The sequence below is a fragment of the Sporofaciens sp. St.21A7 genome (assembly GCF_059728535.1).
This window is the reverse complement of record NZ_BAAGFN010000001.1, coordinates 1,017,738-1,036,566: the sequence shown is the minus strand read 5'-3', so window position 1 is coordinate 1,036,566 and position 18,829 is coordinate 1,017,738. Positions and strand designations below refer to the sequence as shown.

Genomic DNA, 18,829 nt, shown 5'->3' with positions numbered 1-18,829 from the left:
CCGCACCTCCCTTACATCAGGTTCTGGCCGGCAACAGCCGCCAGGATGACCTCTGCGTCGATGGTCTTCTTATCCATCTGTGAGCCAAGTGTGAACGCATCCGTCATCAGGTTGTCGATCAGGCGCGGGTTCCCGTTTGAATGGCTGTGCACGGCAGAGAGCGCGGCATTGTCCAGAATGGCCCGGGATCCACCGGCACATGTGATCTTATGCGCGATATACTCTGCGACCTCGGAATCGCCAAGCCCCATGAAATTATAATGCACCGTGATGCGCTGGCGGAGGGCCTCATGCACCGGGCGGCGCAGGATGCTGTTGAGGTGCGGTTCCCCGCAGAGTACGAGCGTGAAGCAGTTCAGCGAGTCATACCCGTGGTTCATCAGCATTTTTATGTCATTGAGGATGCCTGTGGACAGGTACTGCGCTTCATCGACCGCAAGAAGCAGCGGCTTGCGCTTTTCCTTGTAAAGGCTGTATACCTGCTCCTGTATCGCTTTGAACATGCCGGGCTTGCCGCCCCGGTCCTCCAGGCCGAGCACAGAGCAGAACTGGCGGTAAAACTCCATCACGCTGACGGTGGAAAGGCAGATGTATTCCATATGGTAAAGGCCCGGGTTCAGCCCGGCGGCAAAGCAGCGCAGGGCGAAGGACTTGCCCATGCCGGGGCTGGCGGTGAACACGCCAATGCCACGGGAATCCTTTAAGTAATCAAGCCTGGACGTCATTTCCTTAAGGTCCGCGGAAAGGAAACGGTCTTTCTCCCGGACAGCCTGCTTGTCAAACGGGTTGAATGACAGGCCGTAATAAGCCAGAGGTGTCATGACCCTGCACCCCCGATCCTCGAATAGTCAATGGCTGGCTGGTTTTCCCGCTTCGCGCGGCAGTTTTCGTTGCGGTCCGTCCTGCGGATCGGGTAATGCCCGCCGTCAGAAAGGATGAACGCGGAACCCATGTCCTCCGGAAGATAACGGATCTCCACTTTTGAGGAGATGAACTGCATGGGCACATCATAGGATACCTTGTCAATGGAAACCGTGGAATCCCTGTTTACCCTGCGCCAGACACGGTTCAGGAAGCACTCATCCAGCCATTCCCTGGATTTTGGAAGGCGCGTACAGCCGCATGTGCCGCGGTAGCGTTCAAAAGGGACGCCATCAATACCGGTATGGTATGTGGTATTGTATTCCCGGATATAATCCGCAAGCAGGCCGTTGAACTGCGCGAGGGAATGGATGGATTCGATGTCAAGTGCGTACAGCCATCGTTCCTTGAGCGTACGGAAATGCCGTTCGACTTTCCCCTTGCTTGCCCCATCCCTTACTTTTGTATGGAGGAGCACCGTCCCGATGGAGCCGCAGATCAGGGAAAGCTGCTCATTTGCATAGCTGCACCCATTGTCAACGTATAGTTTCGTCGGGATCCCATAGGCGGAAACAGCGGCCTTGAGTACTTTCTGGAAGTGATAGGCATTATCACTGTAAAAAAGCTCTCCGCCAACCAGGAGCCTGGAATGGTCATCAATGATCATGATACAGTAGACACGCCTGCGTACCCCGTTTTCTGTAATGTAAGGGAGGTAGCAGGTATCTGCCTGCCACAGCTTCCCGAACGCGTCTTCCTCAAATGCCCTGCGGTCACGTATGGACGGGTTTTTTGCGGATTTCAGGTCATGGTGCTTGACAAACCGCTGGACAGCGCACACGCTGACGGTTGCCGGGATGAACGAGCCTGCCACAAGCTGGCGGTGGATCTGTGTTGCGTTCAGCCTTGGGAATTCCGCTTTCAGGCGGTAGATCTCATCCACGGCGGCATCCGGGAGCACGCGTGTCCCGCCGCTGTCAGAGCGTTCTTTCGGCATGAGCGCGTCAATCCCCCCTTTCCGGTAAAGGGATTCCCACTTGGAGAGTGTCCCTGGCTTATAGTGCGCCGTACTGCCGTCCGGGAGTGTGAGCGGCTGCTGTGTGACGCGCTTATAATAAGCGTTCCTTGAGGCATCCGGATAAAGCCCGTGGATGGCAGGGGCTATGACTGCGAGCTTGAACTGCGCTATGGCAGCGGCTCCCGAAAGTTTTTTTGCGTGATGTTCCATAGACATGGATCCTCCTTTGTTTTTTTCCATCATATCCCCTGGATGCCGGGAGGGGAATTCCCATGGCGTGTGAAGCCCCACAGAACTGGATGTGTCAGAAAAACTCCTGACGGTAATCTGCGGGGTTCCTGTGTGACTGCAGGAATGAGCGCGCGGACAGGAGGACGAACTGGCAGGCAAAAGAAATGGAATACTGCTCCAGAAAACAGAGGCCCTTTATGAATGCGGACGGGGCGGTCTCTGCGGAAACAAGCATGCCGAGCCACTCCTGCTTGTGGGACAGGAAGAGGTCCCTCCAGCGGTAAAGCATGGACACGGAGATGCCGAAGCGGGAGCAGAGTTTTCCTACCGTATGCAGAGGAAGGAAGTATTCTGCCAGCACCCGAAGGATGAAGAAAAGGCCATATTCAGAGTAAGGGATGATGACATCAGGGAGGATGGCATGGGTATGCCCGCAGCTTGTACAGCACAGCCGCAGGACACAGATTTCCCCATAGACTGTCTTTCCATACGTGAAATCAGCCATGGAGCGCATGTAAGAGCCATGGGAGACGCAGTTCCCTTTGGAGCCGCACCATGGACATGTCTCATCCTCCCATGAATAAGACAGCATATATTCATTGAAAAGCTGTATGGATGTTTTTTTTATACAAATTATCTTGCAAATCAGTGAGTTTTTTCTTATCATAGTATTGTAGTGTTTTTAGTGCATCCACCTTAGTACTGGATGCCATTACAGGAAGAAAGAACCGGCTGGGGAGTTTGGTTCTTTCTTTTTTTGTTCCATACACCAATATATACCAATGGATGTGGGGATTCAATACCGAAAACAATGTGCCGGAAAAAACGGCACATTTACATAGTAATGTTTTTTAGAATGAAGATTTTAATTTGCAGCAAACCTGCGGTAATAGATAAATTTAATTTGCTGGCTGACACTTGATAGCCTGTGCAAGTGAGGGTGTGGCATCGTTGTACTCCATCGCTTCAAGCAGGGTGTACTGCTGTCCCTCGGTGAGATAGGATAATTCCACCGCAGGATTAAGGGCAATCCGCCGTTCGTCTACCATCATTAAAATCTCTGGTACAAGCTCGGTCAAACGAACAAAACGGAAAACCTGCCTTTCGCTATCCCCGCTTTTTTTAGCTACTTCTGAAGCACTCGACAACTTACTGCCAACTTGGCAGGAAGTTAAATCGCTTCTTTGCCCCTGCCTGTTCATGGCTTCAAGCCGCATCTTGTACGCAAAGGCTTTCTCGCTCGGCAGGATGGTGGTTCTCTGGAGATTGCTCTCCACCATGACGATAATCGCCTCGTCACGGGTCAGCTCCTTAACCTCGCATTTGAGCGTTTCAAGCCCTGCAAGCTCGCAAGCCTTTTTCCGTCTGTGACCGCTGATAAGCTCATAACGCCCGTCCTCTTTCATGCGGACGGTGGCAGGCGTCATCACGCCGCTTCGCTTGATGCTGTCAACAAGCTGCTCCATGTCCTCGTCCATTAAGACCTTGAACGGGTGGTCTGGGAACTCGTCAATCTCCACCTCCTTTCCGAACTGCTCATAAGCTGCGGCTACCTTGCCGCCTTTATCATAGGCAAAAATGCTTTTTCCCTCTGCGGTGGCTTCCACGGCACGGATGGAATGAGGTATCTGGGTATCAAACACCTTGATTTTCTGTCCGTAGGCACTTCTCACCGTGGCGGTGATTTCCTTGGAGATGTTCGTGCGGGGCATTACCATCGTCATTAGGATGCCGTCAATCCGCAGAGGGGGATTGATTTGCCGTCTGACTTTCGACACGGAGCGAAGCAACAGCTCTAAGCCTTTGGCAGAAAGATAGTGGGGCTGCGTAGGGATAACCACGCTGTCAGCCGCCGCCAGTGCGTTGATGGTGAGCATACCAAGGCTCGGCATACAGTCTATTAAACAATAGTCATAGTTCTTTTTGACCTCGTTCACGCAGGTTTTCAGCACACTTTCACAGCTTATGGCGTTAATCAGCCTTACTTCCAAGCCCGACAGCTCAATATTGGACGGTAACAGGTCAACACCCTCGCCGTGGTGCAGGATACTTTTCTGAACATCTATGGGATTGCCCTCAATGATGTCCTGCATGATGGTGGAGAGCGTGACGGGTAAATCGTCTGGTCTGTTATAGCCGAGGGACATCGTTAGATTTGCCTGTGCATCAGCATCAATGAGCAGGACTTTCTTGCCCTGCTGTGCCAGACTTACGCCCAGATTGACCGCCGTGGTGGTCTTGCCCACACCGCCTTTCTGGTTGGTTAAAGCGATTACTTTGCAATTTGACATAGGGTGCGTCCTCCTTTCGCATAGATTTAGCCGCTTTGTCGAGGCGGCTATGTAACTGTACCAGAAGACGCAGGACGCAAAAAAACCGCTTACTCTTAAAATCCATAAGAATAAGCGGCTTCATGGTGATGTGCCTTAGACATATTCGATTTTCACTTTCTTTATCGGGGCATTGGCTACCTTGAAGATAAGCTCGTCAACGCAGTCCCCGTATCTGCCCTGCTGTATGAGCTGGTTTTTCAGCTCCACAAGGCTATGTAAAAGTAATGATTTCTCCCTGCTGTCTACATATAGATGAGTTGTCTTTTCCCTCATGCCGTCCACCGTCCTTTCTTGGCTTCATTATACCGTTAAAGGGAAGTTCGGTCAAAACTGTAACTTTGCATTTCTTGGTATTTTACCGTATCAAGGCTCATTCCCCAGTAGTAAATAAGTAGTAAATAGGGGTTGCAATCCTCAAGAAATGCGGGGAAATGCTTTGTTTTGCGGGGATAGTTGCTCATTTACTTGATTTTTCGATTGAATTATTGACCGCGGTAACAAAATCTTTTTTCATTTGATCCAAAGCTTCCGGTGCAATCCCTGTAATTGACCCATTATCCTTTATCCCAAGAAAAATATGTCCGCCATCCCGATTAGAAAATGAACAAACTGTATCATAAACATCTTTTGTAATTTCATTTGTAGATTTTTTGAATTCTACAGTAGTGCTTTCTCCACTTCTAATTAATTCCAATATTTCAGCTTCTGTCATTTGATCATCCCCTTTATCACATATTGCTCTTTTGCGACATATAAAATTTATCTATAATCTATATCAGATATCGTAATTTCTGGCATTCTTACTCCTGTACGGCGACACATCTCTTCTACTTGTTCCTGTATATACGGAATTTTTCTGGATAAATTTTCAAATTTAGGACCCAGAATAATTTCCTTTAATTGTACCGGAAAATCTGTTTGCACAAATAATAATGGATATTCGCCATTTGTGTGTCGTATTATATTCTGACAATCAGAAAACTCATATAAAATTCGACATTCCTGTTCATAATAATAACTATTGTCTTTAAACAGATAAACCAGTATCCCTAAAACATCACAAAACATCTTGCGCCAATCATCTTCCTGCATTTCTTTAAAAATCTTAGCGAGTATTCTTAAATTACGCTGAATCATTTTTGTATTTATAATATTTCGGTTATCCTGCTGTTTTATATAGAACTCATGTCCTGTACGTTTCACATAGCAAACTTTATACAATGGAATTTGAATTTGTGCAGCTGGCTGTTCCCGATCCAAAACCAAGCAGCATCCTTTTGCATGCTCTCCATACATTTCCCACATAGGCAAATAATCTACTTGTGATGTAAAACACTTCATAAATACATAGGGTATTCGTACACTTTTTCTGCTTTTACTATTTTCACCCTGTGACCAACCATCACATACACAATTTCGCAAAATTTTCCCTTCATTAGGATCATTCATATAAGAAATGTTCATAATTGATAGCCGTCCACAGAACTCCGTATCTTTTACTCCTGCTGGAAGCATTTTAAAAAAAGTATCCATAGAAGTGTAATATGCCAAATCTTGTTGTATCTCTTTTATTCGAAGTTCCCAAAGAATTTGTTCTATAACCTCTGCAGCCTTGCATAATAACAATGCGTTATGTACTAATCCAATTTCTGTAGGATGTTGAGAATAGCGCCAGTTTACTAAGCTTCCCCTCCTTCATTTTTTTCAAAACATTTAGAACTTTTTCATTATAACATGCCTTTCCCTGTTTATCTCCATCCCCGTATAGGCAAGCTGTCGCTGCCAAAATTGTTTTTTTCCGCACTACATGAGCCATAAGATATAGTTGACGAAGTGCATTCTTTTTCTTACATGATTTTACAATTTCCGAAAATTCCAGCCAAAATCCATTTGATCTACGCACTACATCCTCACTCGCAGCACCTTTTTCTTCCATGAGCAGAATTTTCAAATACAGACTAACAATACCGGTAACTTCTATTTTAGATAAATCTAATTCATTTGCAGTTCCTTCTACAATTTGCTTATAAAGAGCAATTTCTTCATGCAATTCCATCTTTTTATTTCGAACTGATTCATCTAAATCAATTTCTGTTATCAATTCTTCTGTATAAAGGCCATACCAGTCAAGATCCGCCAAGCGATAATAACACATAGCAAGATCTATATCTTCTGATTCATATAGTGCTTTATCTCCTGCCTGCATATATAAATCATCAAAGTCAAATTTGAATGACCTGTTTACAATTTCCTCAAGGGGTTCATCTTCCACATAATAAACATCGTTATAATACTCTTGAACTATATGAATCAGCCATCTATCTTGATTATAACCGATAAGATTTCTAAACAATGTTTTCATAAAAATTATATTTTCATCATTACCACATTTAGCACATAGAAAATAATTCTCTATATCACTGCGCAATAAAGACAACCATAATTTTTTCTGCTCAATCGAAACATCTTGCTTCTTTAATTGAACAAGCATAAAAAGCGCATGTGAAATTGCATTTCTGTCATCATGTGAATAAAGTCCATAGTCATAATGATTAGCATAATTATCTACAATTTCAAGATTATGTAATTGTTCTGGTTTCAGTTCAATCAGCCATCTATCAATCTTATCTGGATACTCTTTTCGATATAAATCAGTATCAAAAATTCCATATTGAAATTTCATAATTATCCTCCGTGAAAACTCTTTTAACTCCGTTATCGTAAATAAACTAATTATATCATCTTTTGAATATGAAGTATACTTTTTCAATTCAGTTTCAGCTTTGACGCTTAAATTTATGTTTACTTTCTTAGAGCACATTGGATTCCATTTTCTCACATCCATTTATCGTAACATCCGATTTGAGCCATAAAATCCCTACGCCCTGTTTCCGTACGTTTTTTCTTTATCGTCTATCCTTCCATCACCACCTCTCCCTAATGCTTTCTATATAAACCGTATCTGTATCTTCTGATTTATCTCTTCCTTATATTTCTCTAGCAGCAGTTCCTTCATGGATTCCATCATCCGCTTATGCTTTTGCTCCAAACTTTGCTTTACTTTCTTCCATATCCGCTCCCATGCCTCCAGGAACTGTCCGATCATATGTCCAATCTGAATCAGGTAATAATGGTTTTTCAACGCCTGGTAATTCCTGCTGTACAGATGCTCCAGATAGTATCCATGCTTCTTCTGTGCATTGAATCCCTCATTTTCAATCCTCCAGCGCATCCTTCCCCTCTCCGTCAGATCAGCCACATTTTTTCGGGTGACAGGCAGATCCGTCAGAAACCAGAATTCTTTTTGAATGATTTCTGCTCTTCCTTTTTTCTTCCCCTTTTTACTGAGTTGTTCTTGATATTCCCCGTATTCTGCCAGATTCACCTTATACCCTTTATAATCTATCTCTGTTACGTAATCATGCCATTCCTTCCCCGTCTCTCTTTTGCGTTCCTGATAATTCTTTTCTATTCCCTTCAATTTCCGGTATTCCGTTCCGATTGTTGGGATACTCCCTTCCTTATAACGCAGAATATATTTCCAATTTTTTCTCTTGCATCTCTTAAAAAAACCTTCACAGGCATACAGGCTGTCACCGCACAGGCAGATTGGCAACCTTGGAAATGCCTTTTTCAGCTTCTCCATCAAACGCCAGCACGCTTTCCTTTCACAATCCTGCTTCTCTATCTCCTTCCCATCTTCATTGTCTACGAATTCTGTTTGGATACTGATGAGGATTTTCGGGTGTAATACCAGTTTCGCCTCCAACACATAATAATAATTCTCCTGGTACTCCTTTCCCGTCCCTTTGTTATGAATCCGGTGCAGACTCTTCCCGTCCAATTCCCCACGGCTACTGCAAAGCTGCGTCCCGTCTATGATTACCTGCCAGTATTTTCCCCTGATACGCATATCTTCAAATACCCGGCTGCGCAACCATCTGCGGCATAGACAATTGATCACATCCTGCAGATTTTTCGGCTCCAGTTTTTCCAGATACCGGTTGATGGTTTCCCAATAAGGCAATTCATCCACTACAGCTTCTTCTTTGCACAAGCTCCAGACATTTTTTATCATGATCTCCGAATTGAATTCTTCACTTGTTTTCCGCATACTACTGATGTAAAATAGAGAAGAAAGAATACGGGTCATAAGAAGTATCACACCCGGATAGGTAATATAACTCTGATTCCGGGGATCTGGTAATTGTTTTAACAATGACAAAAGATCTGGAAAATGGTGTCGGATCAGCTTGGCTAATTCGCAGGCAAGATGAAACTGTTCCAGGTGTTCCCTAGCTTCTTTTCTTGTGATTTTTATTCTCGCTTCATGGTAAAACCTCCTCTCTTTTATGGGTACTGCGAAAAAATAGTTTGTCGTTAATTCTATTATCTCGTATTTCCCCGTAAAATGGGAGGTTTTTTTACGAAAATTTTTTAAGCGTCAAAGCTGATTCAGTTTTAATAAAGTTTTCCCATGTTCTCACACTGGTATACTATCCCTAATACACAGCGCCCCATACCCCACCTGCGGATTCGGATACACGTCAAACCCCGGAAGCGGCCTCGCCCCTCTTCTCAAATACGCCTTCACCTTCTCCCCATATGGTGCTGTCAAGTAAGGACTAACAATTTTTTATACTTTTTTTAGATTTCTTTATTTTCTCTTTATAAACTATATCAAACTGCGTTTTCCCATATACATATATGGCTTCAATCCATTCATCCACCACTTCCTTGGTAAGGCTTTCCATTTTTCCAGTATATTCAACCTCTTCCTGATGTGAACTGCTTTCTTCCTCACGCCGATCTCTTTCTTCCTGTATCTTTTGAAGCTGTTCATTTAAACTGCTTTCTTCCTCCCTCAATGCCCCTACTCTATTTAAGTAAGTTCTCCGCTCCATCTGATTCAGTTTGTATTGCTCATAGAGATACTGCTTTTCCCTCTTTAATGAATCCTGTTTCTGCTCCAACACCATGCACATTTTTTTCATCTCTTTTACCGAAGGGAGTTTCGATGACCTGTTGTCCATCGTTGAAAAAACCGCCTCTGATTTCTGATTTTTTCTAACCAGAATCTCTTGCCCTAATTCCTGATTGATACGTTCCAGAACAGCCGCTTCCAGTTCCGGCTCGCTTAGCCGTTCACTGATACATCGGCTTCCCTGCTCATATGCCGACTTTTTACAGATAAAGCATGGTGTACTTTTACGCCTGAGCCGAACCAGGCTTCTTTTACAATGCCCACACCGCAGTTTACCCAACAATACGCTCTCTTCCTTCCGGTTATGCTTTTTCCCTTTCTGCTGTCCATTGTTCTTTATCACCTCTGATGCCAACAAAAACTCCTGCTCTGTAATAATCGCCTCATGCATATCCGGGACACATATCTGCTCTGCATCCGGCACCTGCCGGAAATGGCTGCCCCCGACCTCTGTCACTTTGGTTCTCCCATTTACAACAGTCCCCATATAAACTTTGTTCTGAAGAACTTTCCGAACCTTCCCACAATTCCAGTACCCTTCTCCGTCCATGATATGGTACTGCTGTTTCTCCCGGTTCTTATACCATCCCGGCGTTGGTATTTTTTCTTTATTTAATATTTGCGCTATTTTTCCAGTTCCATATCCTTCGCAGGCCAACCCGAAAATCCGCCTGACATACTGCGCCGCCACTTCATCCACTGCCAGGACTTTTTTATTTTTGGAGAACTGATAGCCAAACGGCGCTCTGGGGCCAATGAAATCCCCTCTCTTTCTCCTTACCAGCAGTGAAGAACGCATTTTTTCAGACAAGTCTTTACTATACATATCATAAAGAAGGCTCTTAAAAGCAATCTCAATCCCTCCGGTCGTCCCTATGTGGTCGTTACTATCATATCCATCATTGATTGCAATAAACCGGACTCCCATAAAAGGAAATATCTGCTCTAAGTAATCCCCAACTTCCAGATAATTCCTCCCAAACCTGGAAAGGTCTTTCACAATAATGCAACATACCTTCCCTTCCCTGACTAGCGACAGCATCTCTTTTACTGCCGGCCGGTCAAAGTTTGTCCCACTGTATCCATCGTCTACAAATTCCAATATCTGTACGGCGGGGTAAAGCTGTTTGTCACGGACATACCGTGTAATCAGTTCCCTTTGATGGCTGATGCTGTCACTCTCTGCTTTCGTATCGTCCAATACAACGTCCCCATCCTCCACAGAAAGCCTGAAATATTCAGCCAGAAATTTCTCTGCCACAATCCTCGCCCCTTTCCGCTAACTGGTTCATCAGGTACTCGTACTCATTCCGGAAACGGAATCTGATATGGATTCTTTTATCTTCATATACCTCCACCTTCTCCAACAGGCTTACCGCCATATCCCTTGTAAGCTCTTTTGCATCCCTGAATTTCAGGAAGGCTTTCAGCCATCGGTTTTCCCCGCTCATGCATTGCTTAAAATGATCCAGTTCGGCCTGCTTACTGTTCAATTCTGTTTCCAATTCAGAAATCTTCCTTGTATACCTTTCTTTCGCAGCTAAATATTCGCTCTTTGTTAAAATCCCCTGTTTCATATCTTCGTAAATACTGGTTTTTAGATATACATATCTTTGCAGTTCATCCCTTGCCTGCTCCGCTTCCTTCTTTTTCATCCTGTAAGCGGCAAGCTGGCACTCCGATTTTTTCATCCGCTCCAACAGGCTGTTGGCTTCTACGGCCAAATCTATCTGTAGCTTTATCTGCTTTAACACCATATCAAAAATTCTATGATCCACAATGGAGGATGTATTGCACTTTACCTGGGAATGGCCGTAGGCAGAGCCACAATAAAAATAATACCGCACCTTCCCATTCTCCACCTCTTTATTCCTCCACATCGCATGATGGCAGATCCCGCACACCAGAATCCCTTCCAGCACATTCCCATATCCCGGCCTGCCCTGCCTGACCTTCCATACTTTCCGGTTCTTTTCCCGGATTTCCTGTATTTTCTGGAACGCATCCCTGCCAATGATTGCCGGGTGTGCATTTTCGATGACTTTCCATGCATCTTCTTCTTTTTTCCCCCGCTTTTCCCTGGAATAAATGGAACGGTTATACTTTCCCTGCTCCAAATCCCCGGCATACGCCCTGTTATAAAGAATCCGGCTGACTGCTTCCTGCTGCCATAAAATATTACCGCAGTCCTTATACTTTTTCACGCCATGTTCCCCCGCATATCTGCTGGGGGACGGGACGCCCTCCTGGTTCAGTATACGGGCAATCTTGTAGGCGCTTATCCCATCTGCCTTCATTTCAAAAATCCGCCTGACAACATCAGCCGCCGGTTCGTCAATTACATAATGATTGTCTTTCAGGACATACCCATATGGAGCCTTCCCACCTATAAACTGTCCCTGTTCCTTTTTCACCCGGAACGCTGACATGATTTTATTTGATATATCTTTTGAATAGTAATCGTTTGCCAGGTTTTTAAATTCCGTGATCAAGTCCTTCGGAGGGAAAATCTCTCCTGCGCTGTCAAAACGGTCGTTGACTGCAATAAAACGGATGCCCAGGAATGGGAATATTTTTTCCAGATAATCCCCTGCTTCCAGATAATTCCTTGCAAACCGGGAAAGGTCTTTCACAATAATGCAGTTGATTCTGCCGCATTTTGCATCCTCCATCATCCTTTCCCATCCCGGCCTTTCAAAATCAGTCCCCGTCTGTCCGTTATCCATATAAGTTTCAGCGACCTTCATCTTTTCAAACTGTTTTACAAATTCCAGTAAATACTCAAGCTGGTTATCTATCCCGTCTGCACTTCTGCCTCCATTATCTTCATCGGACAAACGGACATACAGCCCTGCTTCCACGGCAGTCGGTTTAAACCGGGCTGCAGATTTTCCCTGCTTTCTACTCGTCCTTGCCATATGTACCCTCCTTTTTCCCATCGCTGGCAGACAGGCTGTCTGTATGCCCTGTGAAAGTTCCCCCATGCAATTCTTCCAGCATGTTTACAGACGTTTGGAATTCATCCTCATATTTGAAGCGTATTTCTATCCTCGGATAGCGCTCCCCTTCCTTCTTTTCATAAACCAGTATCTGCTCAATCAGGGAAACGACCACTTCCCTGGACAGGCATTCCAAATATCCATACTTCTTAAATTCATTGAGCCAGCCGCATGTATCTTTCTCCCCATCGACGAAAAAAGCCATTTCCACTTCCATTGCTTCCAATGACTGTTCCGCTGCCCTGGTTCGTCTTTCATAAATCTCTTTTAACTCCAGATATTCTTCCTTCGTGATCAACCCATCCTTGTAATCCTCATACAGATCCAGGCGCAAATGGTTATATTTCTGCACTTCTTCCTTTTTCTTTGTAATCTGGCGGTTCCTTTTTTCTATCTCCCCTTTCCTGATCTGCGCATCTTCCAGCTTATCCAGAATCCGTCCTAAATCCGTCACATTCTTAATCTGATGGTTCAACAGCTTCAGTACACTTTCCTCCAAAGCCTCCGCGTTGATGCTGTGGGAACTGCAAATATCCTTATTTCCTTTATGGCTCCCGCATACATAATAAATAAATTTCCTTTTTCCAGAGGGAACCGTCTTTCTGACCATGTTAGCGCCACAATCGCCGCACTTTACAACGCCGGACAGATAATATACCTTCTCTTTTGCAGTCCCTGTCCTCGTATCCATCTGTAACTGCACCTGTGCATTTTGGAAATCAACGGACGGGATGATCGCTTCATGGGTATTTTCCACCTGGCTCCATTTGCTCTGGTCACGCTTTACTTTCTTTTTCACTTTATAATTTGGCGTGGTTTCCTTCCCTTGAACCAGCGTCCCGGTGTAAACGGGATTCCCTAAAATGCGGAGTACATGCATATGCGTCCACTGGCTTTTCAGGTTCTTCTTAAAGCCGGTATAAAACGCACTGCCATTCTCCTTCTTATAGTCCATCGGCGTAAGGATGTTCTTCTTATTCAGCTTCTCCGCTATTTTATATGCATTGCTGCCCTGCAGATACATCCGGAAGATAGACCGCACCACTTCCGCAGCTTCTTCATCTATCTCCAGCTTATTTTTATCTGCTTCTGACTTCCGGTAGCCGTAAGGGGCAAATGGGCCTACAAAATCCCCCCGTTTCCTTTTCACTTCCAGATTGCTCCTGATTTTAGTGCTGATGTCTCTGCAGTATGCATCGTTGATCAGGTTTTTGAATGGAATGATAATGTTATTTGTCTGTGCGTCATTGGTTAGGCTGTCATAATTATCATTAATTGCAATAAAACGGACACCCAGGTATGGGAATATTTTTTCAATATATTTCCCTACCTCGATGTGGTTCCTCCCAAAGCGCGATAAATCCTTTGTCACCACGCAGTTCACTTTCCCCGCTTTAATATCCTCTAACATCTGCTGGAATGCCGGACGCTCGAAATTCACACCGGAATAGCCATCGTCCACCCTGACTGCATGGATCCTGATGTCCTCCCTGGATTTTAGAAACTCTAAGATAAGCTCTCTTTGATTCGTAATGCTGTCGCTTTCCTCCTTATCCCCATCTTCTTTTGACAGGCGCAGATAAACGTCAGCATTATATACATCAGTATTCAGATTTGTATTCATTTCATCACCTCAAATAGTCTTGTCTGTTGTCAAACCTTTCCTATTTGGGGTTCTGCTTCGTCCGTAATTATTGTACCATTCCAGACCGCAAATGTCCATAGGAAGCTCTAACAAAAACCCTGCCCTTCCATACTCATGCATAGCTGAACCAGTTTGTTTTCAAGGCTCTCTTTTGCTTCGGAGTAGGAAACCTTTACAACCATACCGTTACAGATAAAACAAAACGGATTCTTAATCTTCTCCGCAAAATCCACCCATCTTTCCCTGGCTGAAAGGGAACTGTCAATTTCTATTTTCTCTATATCTTCTAAAACGGAAACATCCACTGTGCGGACATCCACCTTTTTCAATTCTTCTAATTCTGCCCTGTTCATCCTAAATTCCTCGACTTTCCTTTCTTCACTATATTATCCTTTGATTGTCCATTATGTTCCTTTTCTAAATCCTGCAGGCGGCTGTCGGGAAACAACGCCATTTGCCATAACTTACGGAAAAAACTGCCAATGGCAGACTTTCCGTAGGAATTGCAATCTTTTCAGACCGGAGCAGCTTACCTCCGGAAGTATCATTGTCTGAAACAGCATCATCGCCGCAAAGTCCCTGTCCCTTTGCCAGTAATCAAATAGTTATCGCTCGTACCTTTACTTCAATGTCCGCATCAACATTCCCTCGTTTCTAATACCCACCACTTTACGACACCGTGTCGCAAAGTGGCGGATACAGATAGTCCTGGCGTATTCATTAAATAGCTCCGCTGCTTCATACATCCTGCAGGATTTTCTATATGAAATTGTCAAGGTACGCTTGTCTATTTCATTCCCGATGAATAGAAAGGGATATCCTATTCGGGATGATCAGACTTGGATTTTAAAGTCCAGAATTTTTGTTATAAGCTTTGTTTCCAGCCTTCGCTTCATATATTCATCCGTCATATAATGCTCATGTCCAAATTCATCTTTGAATTTTCTTCTGCATCTGGCATTGATATACGGCTGAAAATAGGAAATGATCTGGTTGATAGAATCAGCGTCACCCTGTATTGCCGCCCGAATCACATCAAATTCAACCGGCTCTCTGTATTTCTTGCCTTCCATATGTATTACTCCAAAATATCCTTTAACATCCGCAGAGATTCTGCTTTGTGATAATGCACGGTACTTTGTACCAGATGATAGTAGTCTGCAATTTCCTGTTCCGTCATTTCCAGAAAGAAAGCCATAAGTATAATCATGCGCTTCCGTTCCGGAAGTTTTTTCAGAGCATTGCTGATATCTTCATCACGAACTGGCACATCTGTGTTCATAACCTGAAAATAATTGATTTCCAACAAATCATCATATGCGCTCAACTTATTTTTCTGCTCTGCTGTCAGATCCGAAAAGCACACTTCACGCTCCTGCTGTTTCTCCAACTGCCGCAGATAATACAGCACTTCACCTTCCATAACCTTAATGCAATACTTACAGAATTTTCTCCGCACAATATCTTTTTCCTGACTGGTCAGCTCCAAAGGGGATCACCTCCCCTCTGCATGAAAGCCGTAGTAAAAAGTGTCTGATTCTCCCTTTCATATCTAGGAGAACTGGTTTTGCGGAAATTATCGAAGTTTTGAAAATATTTTTTTTACTTTTTTCTTGCGCATATCCTCAACTCCCTTCATCCGTCATATACTAATGATGAACAGGTGGAGAACGACATCTGACCATACGTCGAAAAAAGTCGATTAAAAATAAAACACCAAGATGCTTATTTTGCTTCTTGGTGTTTCTTTTCTTTAATTTATAAAAGTAATTTTTGTACCGTTTTAAACTATATAGTGATGCATATTTCTTTCCAAACTTATGCCCCGGGGGAATCAAATTTTTTTTGGCCAACATCTATTGTTTTGTTGTCCTCGAAAAATAAAGTTATCCATAAATTACTCCTACGGCAATTTGCAGATAGCTAGTGCAAATAGGTTCTACTGCAAAAAGTTATGTTTTTTAGCAGAGTTTTAATAATACGCTCCCAAAATCGGTATATTAGTATCTATTAAAAACATATATTGAGGGAATGTGAAATTTGTTATATGTACGATAGAATATATTCGAGGTGAGCTATTATGCCGACAGACAGATTGACTTATTTAGGTAACCGTATTCGAACTGCAAGAAAAGATTGCCATCTTACTCAGCAGGAATTAGCTGATCAATGTGGACTAGCAGTGAAAACAATACAAGATATTGAAAAAGGCCGTAAAAATGCGACTTATGAAACATTAGCACAGATAATAGAAAGATTAGGAATTCCTGCAAATTCCTTATTTCAATCAAATACACCCACTGATATTGAAAAAGTACAAAAATTCATCAGTAAATTTGAATCCTGCAATCCCGAGAACCAAAAAATCTTACTTAATACATTAGATTTTTTGGCAGAACAATTACTGAAAGACAAACATGATTTCAAATCCCCTCATTTTCAATGAAACCAGTAGAAATTATTTTTCCACTGGTTTCATTGTAATTCTCTAGTTTGTAAGAAGACACCATATCCATATAGTTCAAAAAACCGGAACAACTGCCCCTTTGTAATTATCCATAATGAAATCTTTCACTTTTTTTGACAAAACTGCTTCTACAAGCGCCTGCGTTTTTTCTGTATCTTCGTTTCCTTCTTTTACTGCAATCAGATTCGCATAGGTCTCAGCCGCTTCAGATTCTGCAGATTCCAACGCAATTGCCTCTTCTAATCCTGCCTCAATCGCATAATTTCCATTAATGCAGGCAATATCTACATCGCTGACCGCTCTTGCCACCTGAGCAGCTTCTAACTCTTTAATCCTAAGGTTTAGGGGGTTTTCTTCAATATCCAATATTGTTGCCTGCAGGCCAGCCTTCTCTTTCAGTTTAATTAACCCCTCCTGCTCTAACAGAAGAAGGGCCCTTGCTTCATTTGTCGTATCGTTTGGAACAGCCACTTCAGCCCCATCCTTCAGATCATCCAGACTTTTTGTCTTGCCTGCATAAATCCCAAGCGGTTCAAAATGAACATTTGCCACACCTACAATATGCGTTCCGTTTTCTGCGTTAAAGTCATCCAGATATGGTTTATGCTGAAAATAGTTTGCGTCTAAATCACCATCCTCTAATGCTGTATTGGGAAGCACATAATCATTGTATTCCACCACTTCAAGGGCGTATCCTTTTTCCTCCAGATCATCTTGAATTTCTCTTAATATCTCTGCATGAGGAGTTACACCTGCGCCAACTCTAATTGGTTCCAGTTCTTTTTCAATTTCAGAAGGCTGCTCCGAATTCCCATCCTTAGAAACCGTTCCTGATGATTGACCGCAACCCGTTAAAACTCCTGCTGTTAATGCCGTAATTATTATCAATCCTATAATTCTGTTTTTCATTATAATTATTCTCCTTTTTCTATGAATTCATTAATGCTGTGTAACTGCATTTCCTAATTTTTCTGAACCACCTCTATGATTATATATTTCACAATCAAGAAGCTGTTCCGATTTTGCAACGAGTATCGCTGCTGTTGCTGCTCCCGTCACGTTTGTTGCTGTACGCATCATATCAACAATACTTGAAATTGGAACCAAAAGCACTATAATTTCCACCGGCAGTCCCACTGCTGTAAAAATTGCTGTTGTTGTCACTGTAGATGTACCTGGAACCCCTACCGTCCCAATGGAAACGATTAGTGTAAGGACGATCAAAAATACATATTGTCCTAATGAATATGGTATATCAAAAATATTAATTGCAAGTACCGCTAAAAGCATTGGCCAAATACCTGCACAGGCCGGCATTCCAAGATTTGCCCCAAGAGCTGCAATAAATGACGCAATATCTTCATTCACCCCAAGTTCAGATACCAATTGTTTTATAGTAACCGGTATTGTTCCCACACTGGATTGTGAAGTAAATGCAACCACCTGAGCAGGCCAGAATCCCCGAAAAAATTTTAGCGGATTTAACCCTCCAACAATTTGAATTAAAGCCCCATCAATGATAAACATTTGAATCGCACATAAGATATAAGCTAATGCAAGAATACCCAATAATGGAACCAGTTCTGCAACACCATATGTACTTACAGCATTTGCAATAAGCGAAAGCACTGCAAATGGAGTCAGATCAATTACAAATTCTACAATTATAAACATCAGTTTGTTTGCTGAATCTATAAAATTTTTAAATGGTGCTGCTTCTTCATTGTTCTGTCCCTGCAAATATACAAGCGCAACTCCCACAAGAATTGTAAAAACAATGAAAGGAATTATTTCCCCATTTGCTGCATGCGCTACAATATTCTTGGGAAACAATCCAACAATTGTATCAAGAAACCCTGGCACTTCTCTTACATCATAATCTTCGGGCAATGTAAAATTTATTGCTTTTCCTATTTTTAAATTTCCTGCAATTATAAGTGTAAGTACTGAAGCAGTAAAAGTATTTGCAATCAGCCAGAATATACTTTTTAAGCCGATTGTTTTCAGTTTCCTTATATTTTCTAAAGATGATATGCTTGAAATAATACTTACAAATAATAATGGAATCACAAGCGCAGATATAACATTCGCATATATTTTTCCAAAAACCGCCGTTAATTCCACATGGTTTTTAAATACAATTCCAATTAAAATTCCAAAAATAAGTGCAAGTACCGTCAACACTCCAAAGTCAATATTCTTTTTCCTTCCCAAATAAGACAGCACTCCAAACAAAATGACTGTAACAGTCACGGAAGCAATTGATAAAATACTAACATCCATAAAATCTC

At 43.0% G+C, this 18,829-nt stretch carries 18 protein-coding genes and 1 pseudogene; 1 reads left to right on the top strand and 18 read right to left on the bottom strand.

Annotated elements, in window-relative coordinates; all coding sequences use genetic code 11:
- Window positions 1-11: 11 nt before the first annotated feature.
- From AC6I3O_RS05075 to AC6I3O_RS05000, 16 genes and pseudogenes are all read right to left on the bottom strand, one after another.
- Entirely contained in the window at window positions 12-821 is an 810-nt protein-coding gene (locus AC6I3O_RS05075) for an ExeA family protein (protein WP_497849974.1), read from the bottom strand.
- Window positions 818-2,089 (bottom strand): DDE-type integrase/transposase/recombinase, encoded by a 1,272-nt coding sequence (locus tag AC6I3O_RS05070; protein WP_300918200.1) that lies wholly within the window; start codon window positions 2,087-2,089, stop codon window positions 818-820. Before AC6I3O_RS05070 ends, AC6I3O_RS05075 begins: the two co-directional genes overlap by 4 nt.
- A gap of 94 nt (window positions 2,090-2,183) precedes the next feature.
- Window positions 2,184-2,702: a DUF6431 domain-containing protein gene (locus tag AC6I3O_RS05065; protein ID WP_497849973.1), complete on the bottom strand. Its 519-nt coding sequence runs from the start codon at window positions 2,700-2,702 to the stop codon at window positions 2,184-2,186.
- A 307-nt stretch (window positions 2,703-3,009) separates the two neighbouring features.
- On the bottom strand, window positions 3,010-3,576 hold the full coding sequence (locus AC6I3O_RS05060; RefSeq protein ID WP_497853421.1) for a ParB/RepB/Spo0J family partition protein: 567 nt from the start codon (window positions 3,574-3,576) through the stop codon (window positions 3,010-3,012).
- Window positions 3,577-3,615: 39 nt separating this feature from the next.
- Window positions 3,616-4,401: pseudogene (locus AC6I3O_RS05055) on the bottom strand (ParA family protein); the annotation flags it as partial.
- A 135-nt stretch (window positions 4,402-4,536) separates the two neighbouring features.
- Window positions 4,537-4,716 carry a hypothetical protein gene (locus AC6I3O_RS05050; RefSeq protein ID WP_257341044.1) on the bottom strand — a complete coding sequence of 60 codons (180 nt, stop codon included), beginning with the start codon at window positions 4,714-4,716 and terminating at the stop codon, window positions 4,537-4,539.
- 184 nt (window positions 4,717-4,900) lie between these two features.
- Window positions 4,901-5,155 carry an AlbA family DNA-binding domain-containing protein gene (locus AC6I3O_RS05045; RefSeq protein ID WP_497849972.1) on the bottom strand — a complete coding sequence of 85 codons (255 nt, stop codon included), beginning with the start codon at window positions 5,153-5,155 and terminating at the stop codon, window positions 4,901-4,903.
- A gap of 47 nt (window positions 5,156-5,202) precedes the next feature.
- Window positions 5,203-6,069: a DUF2971 domain-containing protein gene (locus AC6I3O_RS05040; protein ID WP_497849971.1), complete on the bottom strand. Its 867-nt coding sequence runs from the start codon at window positions 6,067-6,069 to the stop codon at window positions 5,203-5,205.
- Window positions 6,070-6,073: 4 nt separating this feature from the next.
- Window positions 6,074-7,288, bottom strand: coding sequence for a hypothetical protein (locus AC6I3O_RS05035; RefSeq protein ID WP_497849970.1), 1,215 nt, complete (start codon window positions 7,286-7,288; stop codon window positions 6,074-6,076).
- A gap of 102 nt (window positions 7,289-7,390) precedes the next feature.
- Window positions 7,391-8,521: a transposase gene (locus AC6I3O_RS05030; protein ID WP_497849426.1), complete on the bottom strand. Its 1,131-nt coding sequence runs from the start codon at window positions 8,519-8,521 to the stop codon at window positions 7,391-7,393.
- 547 nt (window positions 8,522-9,068) lie between these two features.
- Window positions 9,069-10,688 (bottom strand): recombinase family protein, encoded by a 1,620-nt coding sequence (locus AC6I3O_RS05025; protein ID WP_497849969.1) that lies wholly within the window; start codon window positions 10,686-10,688, stop codon window positions 9,069-9,071.
- Entirely contained in the window at window positions 10,666-12,345 is a 1,680-nt protein-coding gene (locus AC6I3O_RS05020) for a recombinase family protein (RefSeq protein ID WP_497849968.1), read from the bottom strand. Before AC6I3O_RS05020 ends, AC6I3O_RS05025 begins: the two co-directional genes overlap by 23 nt.
- Window positions 12,329-14,050, bottom strand: a complete 1,722-nt coding sequence (locus AC6I3O_RS05015) for a recombinase family protein (RefSeq protein ID WP_497849967.1) — start codon at window positions 14,048-14,050, stop codon at window positions 12,329-12,331. Before AC6I3O_RS05015 ends, AC6I3O_RS05020 begins: the two co-directional genes overlap by 17 nt.
- Window positions 14,051-14,157: 107 nt before the next feature.
- On the bottom strand, window positions 14,158-14,424 hold the full coding sequence (locus AC6I3O_RS05010) for a DUF6870 family protein (protein WP_497849966.1): 267 nt from the start codon (window positions 14,422-14,424) through the stop codon (window positions 14,158-14,160).
- 480 nt (window positions 14,425-14,904) lie between these two features.
- The gene (locus tag AC6I3O_RS05005; RefSeq protein WP_497849965.1) at window positions 14,905-15,144 is read right to left on the bottom strand and encodes a helix-turn-helix domain-containing protein; all 240 of its coding nucleotides are present in this window, start codon (window positions 15,142-15,144) and stop codon (window positions 14,905-14,907) included.
- A gap of 5 nt (window positions 15,145-15,149) precedes the next feature.
- Window positions 15,150-15,560 carry a sigma-70 family RNA polymerase sigma factor gene (locus tag AC6I3O_RS05000; protein ID WP_497849964.1) on the bottom strand — a complete coding sequence of 137 codons (411 nt, stop codon included), beginning with the start codon at window positions 15,558-15,560 and terminating at the stop codon, window positions 15,150-15,152.
- 591 nt (window positions 15,561-16,151) lie between these two features.
- On the opposite strand from AC6I3O_RS05000, the gene AC6I3O_RS04995 reads away from it, so the two are divergent.
- Window positions 16,152-16,517, top strand: a complete 366-nt coding sequence (locus tag AC6I3O_RS04995) for a helix-turn-helix domain-containing protein (protein WP_497849963.1) — start codon at window positions 16,152-16,154, stop codon at window positions 16,515-16,517.
- A 75-nt stretch (window positions 16,518-16,592) separates the two neighbouring features.
- On the opposite strand, the gene AC6I3O_RS04990 is transcribed toward AC6I3O_RS04995, so the two are convergent.
- Window positions 16,593-17,447: a MetQ/NlpA family ABC transporter substrate-binding protein gene (locus AC6I3O_RS04990; RefSeq protein ID WP_497849962.1), complete on the bottom strand. Its 855-nt coding sequence runs from the start codon at window positions 17,445-17,447 to the stop codon at window positions 16,593-16,595.
- A 30-nt stretch (window positions 17,448-17,477) separates the two neighbouring features.
- Window positions 17,478-18,821 carry a dicarboxylate/amino acid:cation symporter gene (locus tag AC6I3O_RS04985; protein WP_497849961.1) on the bottom strand — a complete coding sequence of 448 codons (1,344 nt, stop codon included), beginning with the start codon at window positions 18,819-18,821 and terminating at the stop codon, window positions 17,478-17,480.
- Between the last annotated feature and the right edge of the window lie 8 nt (window positions 18,822-18,829).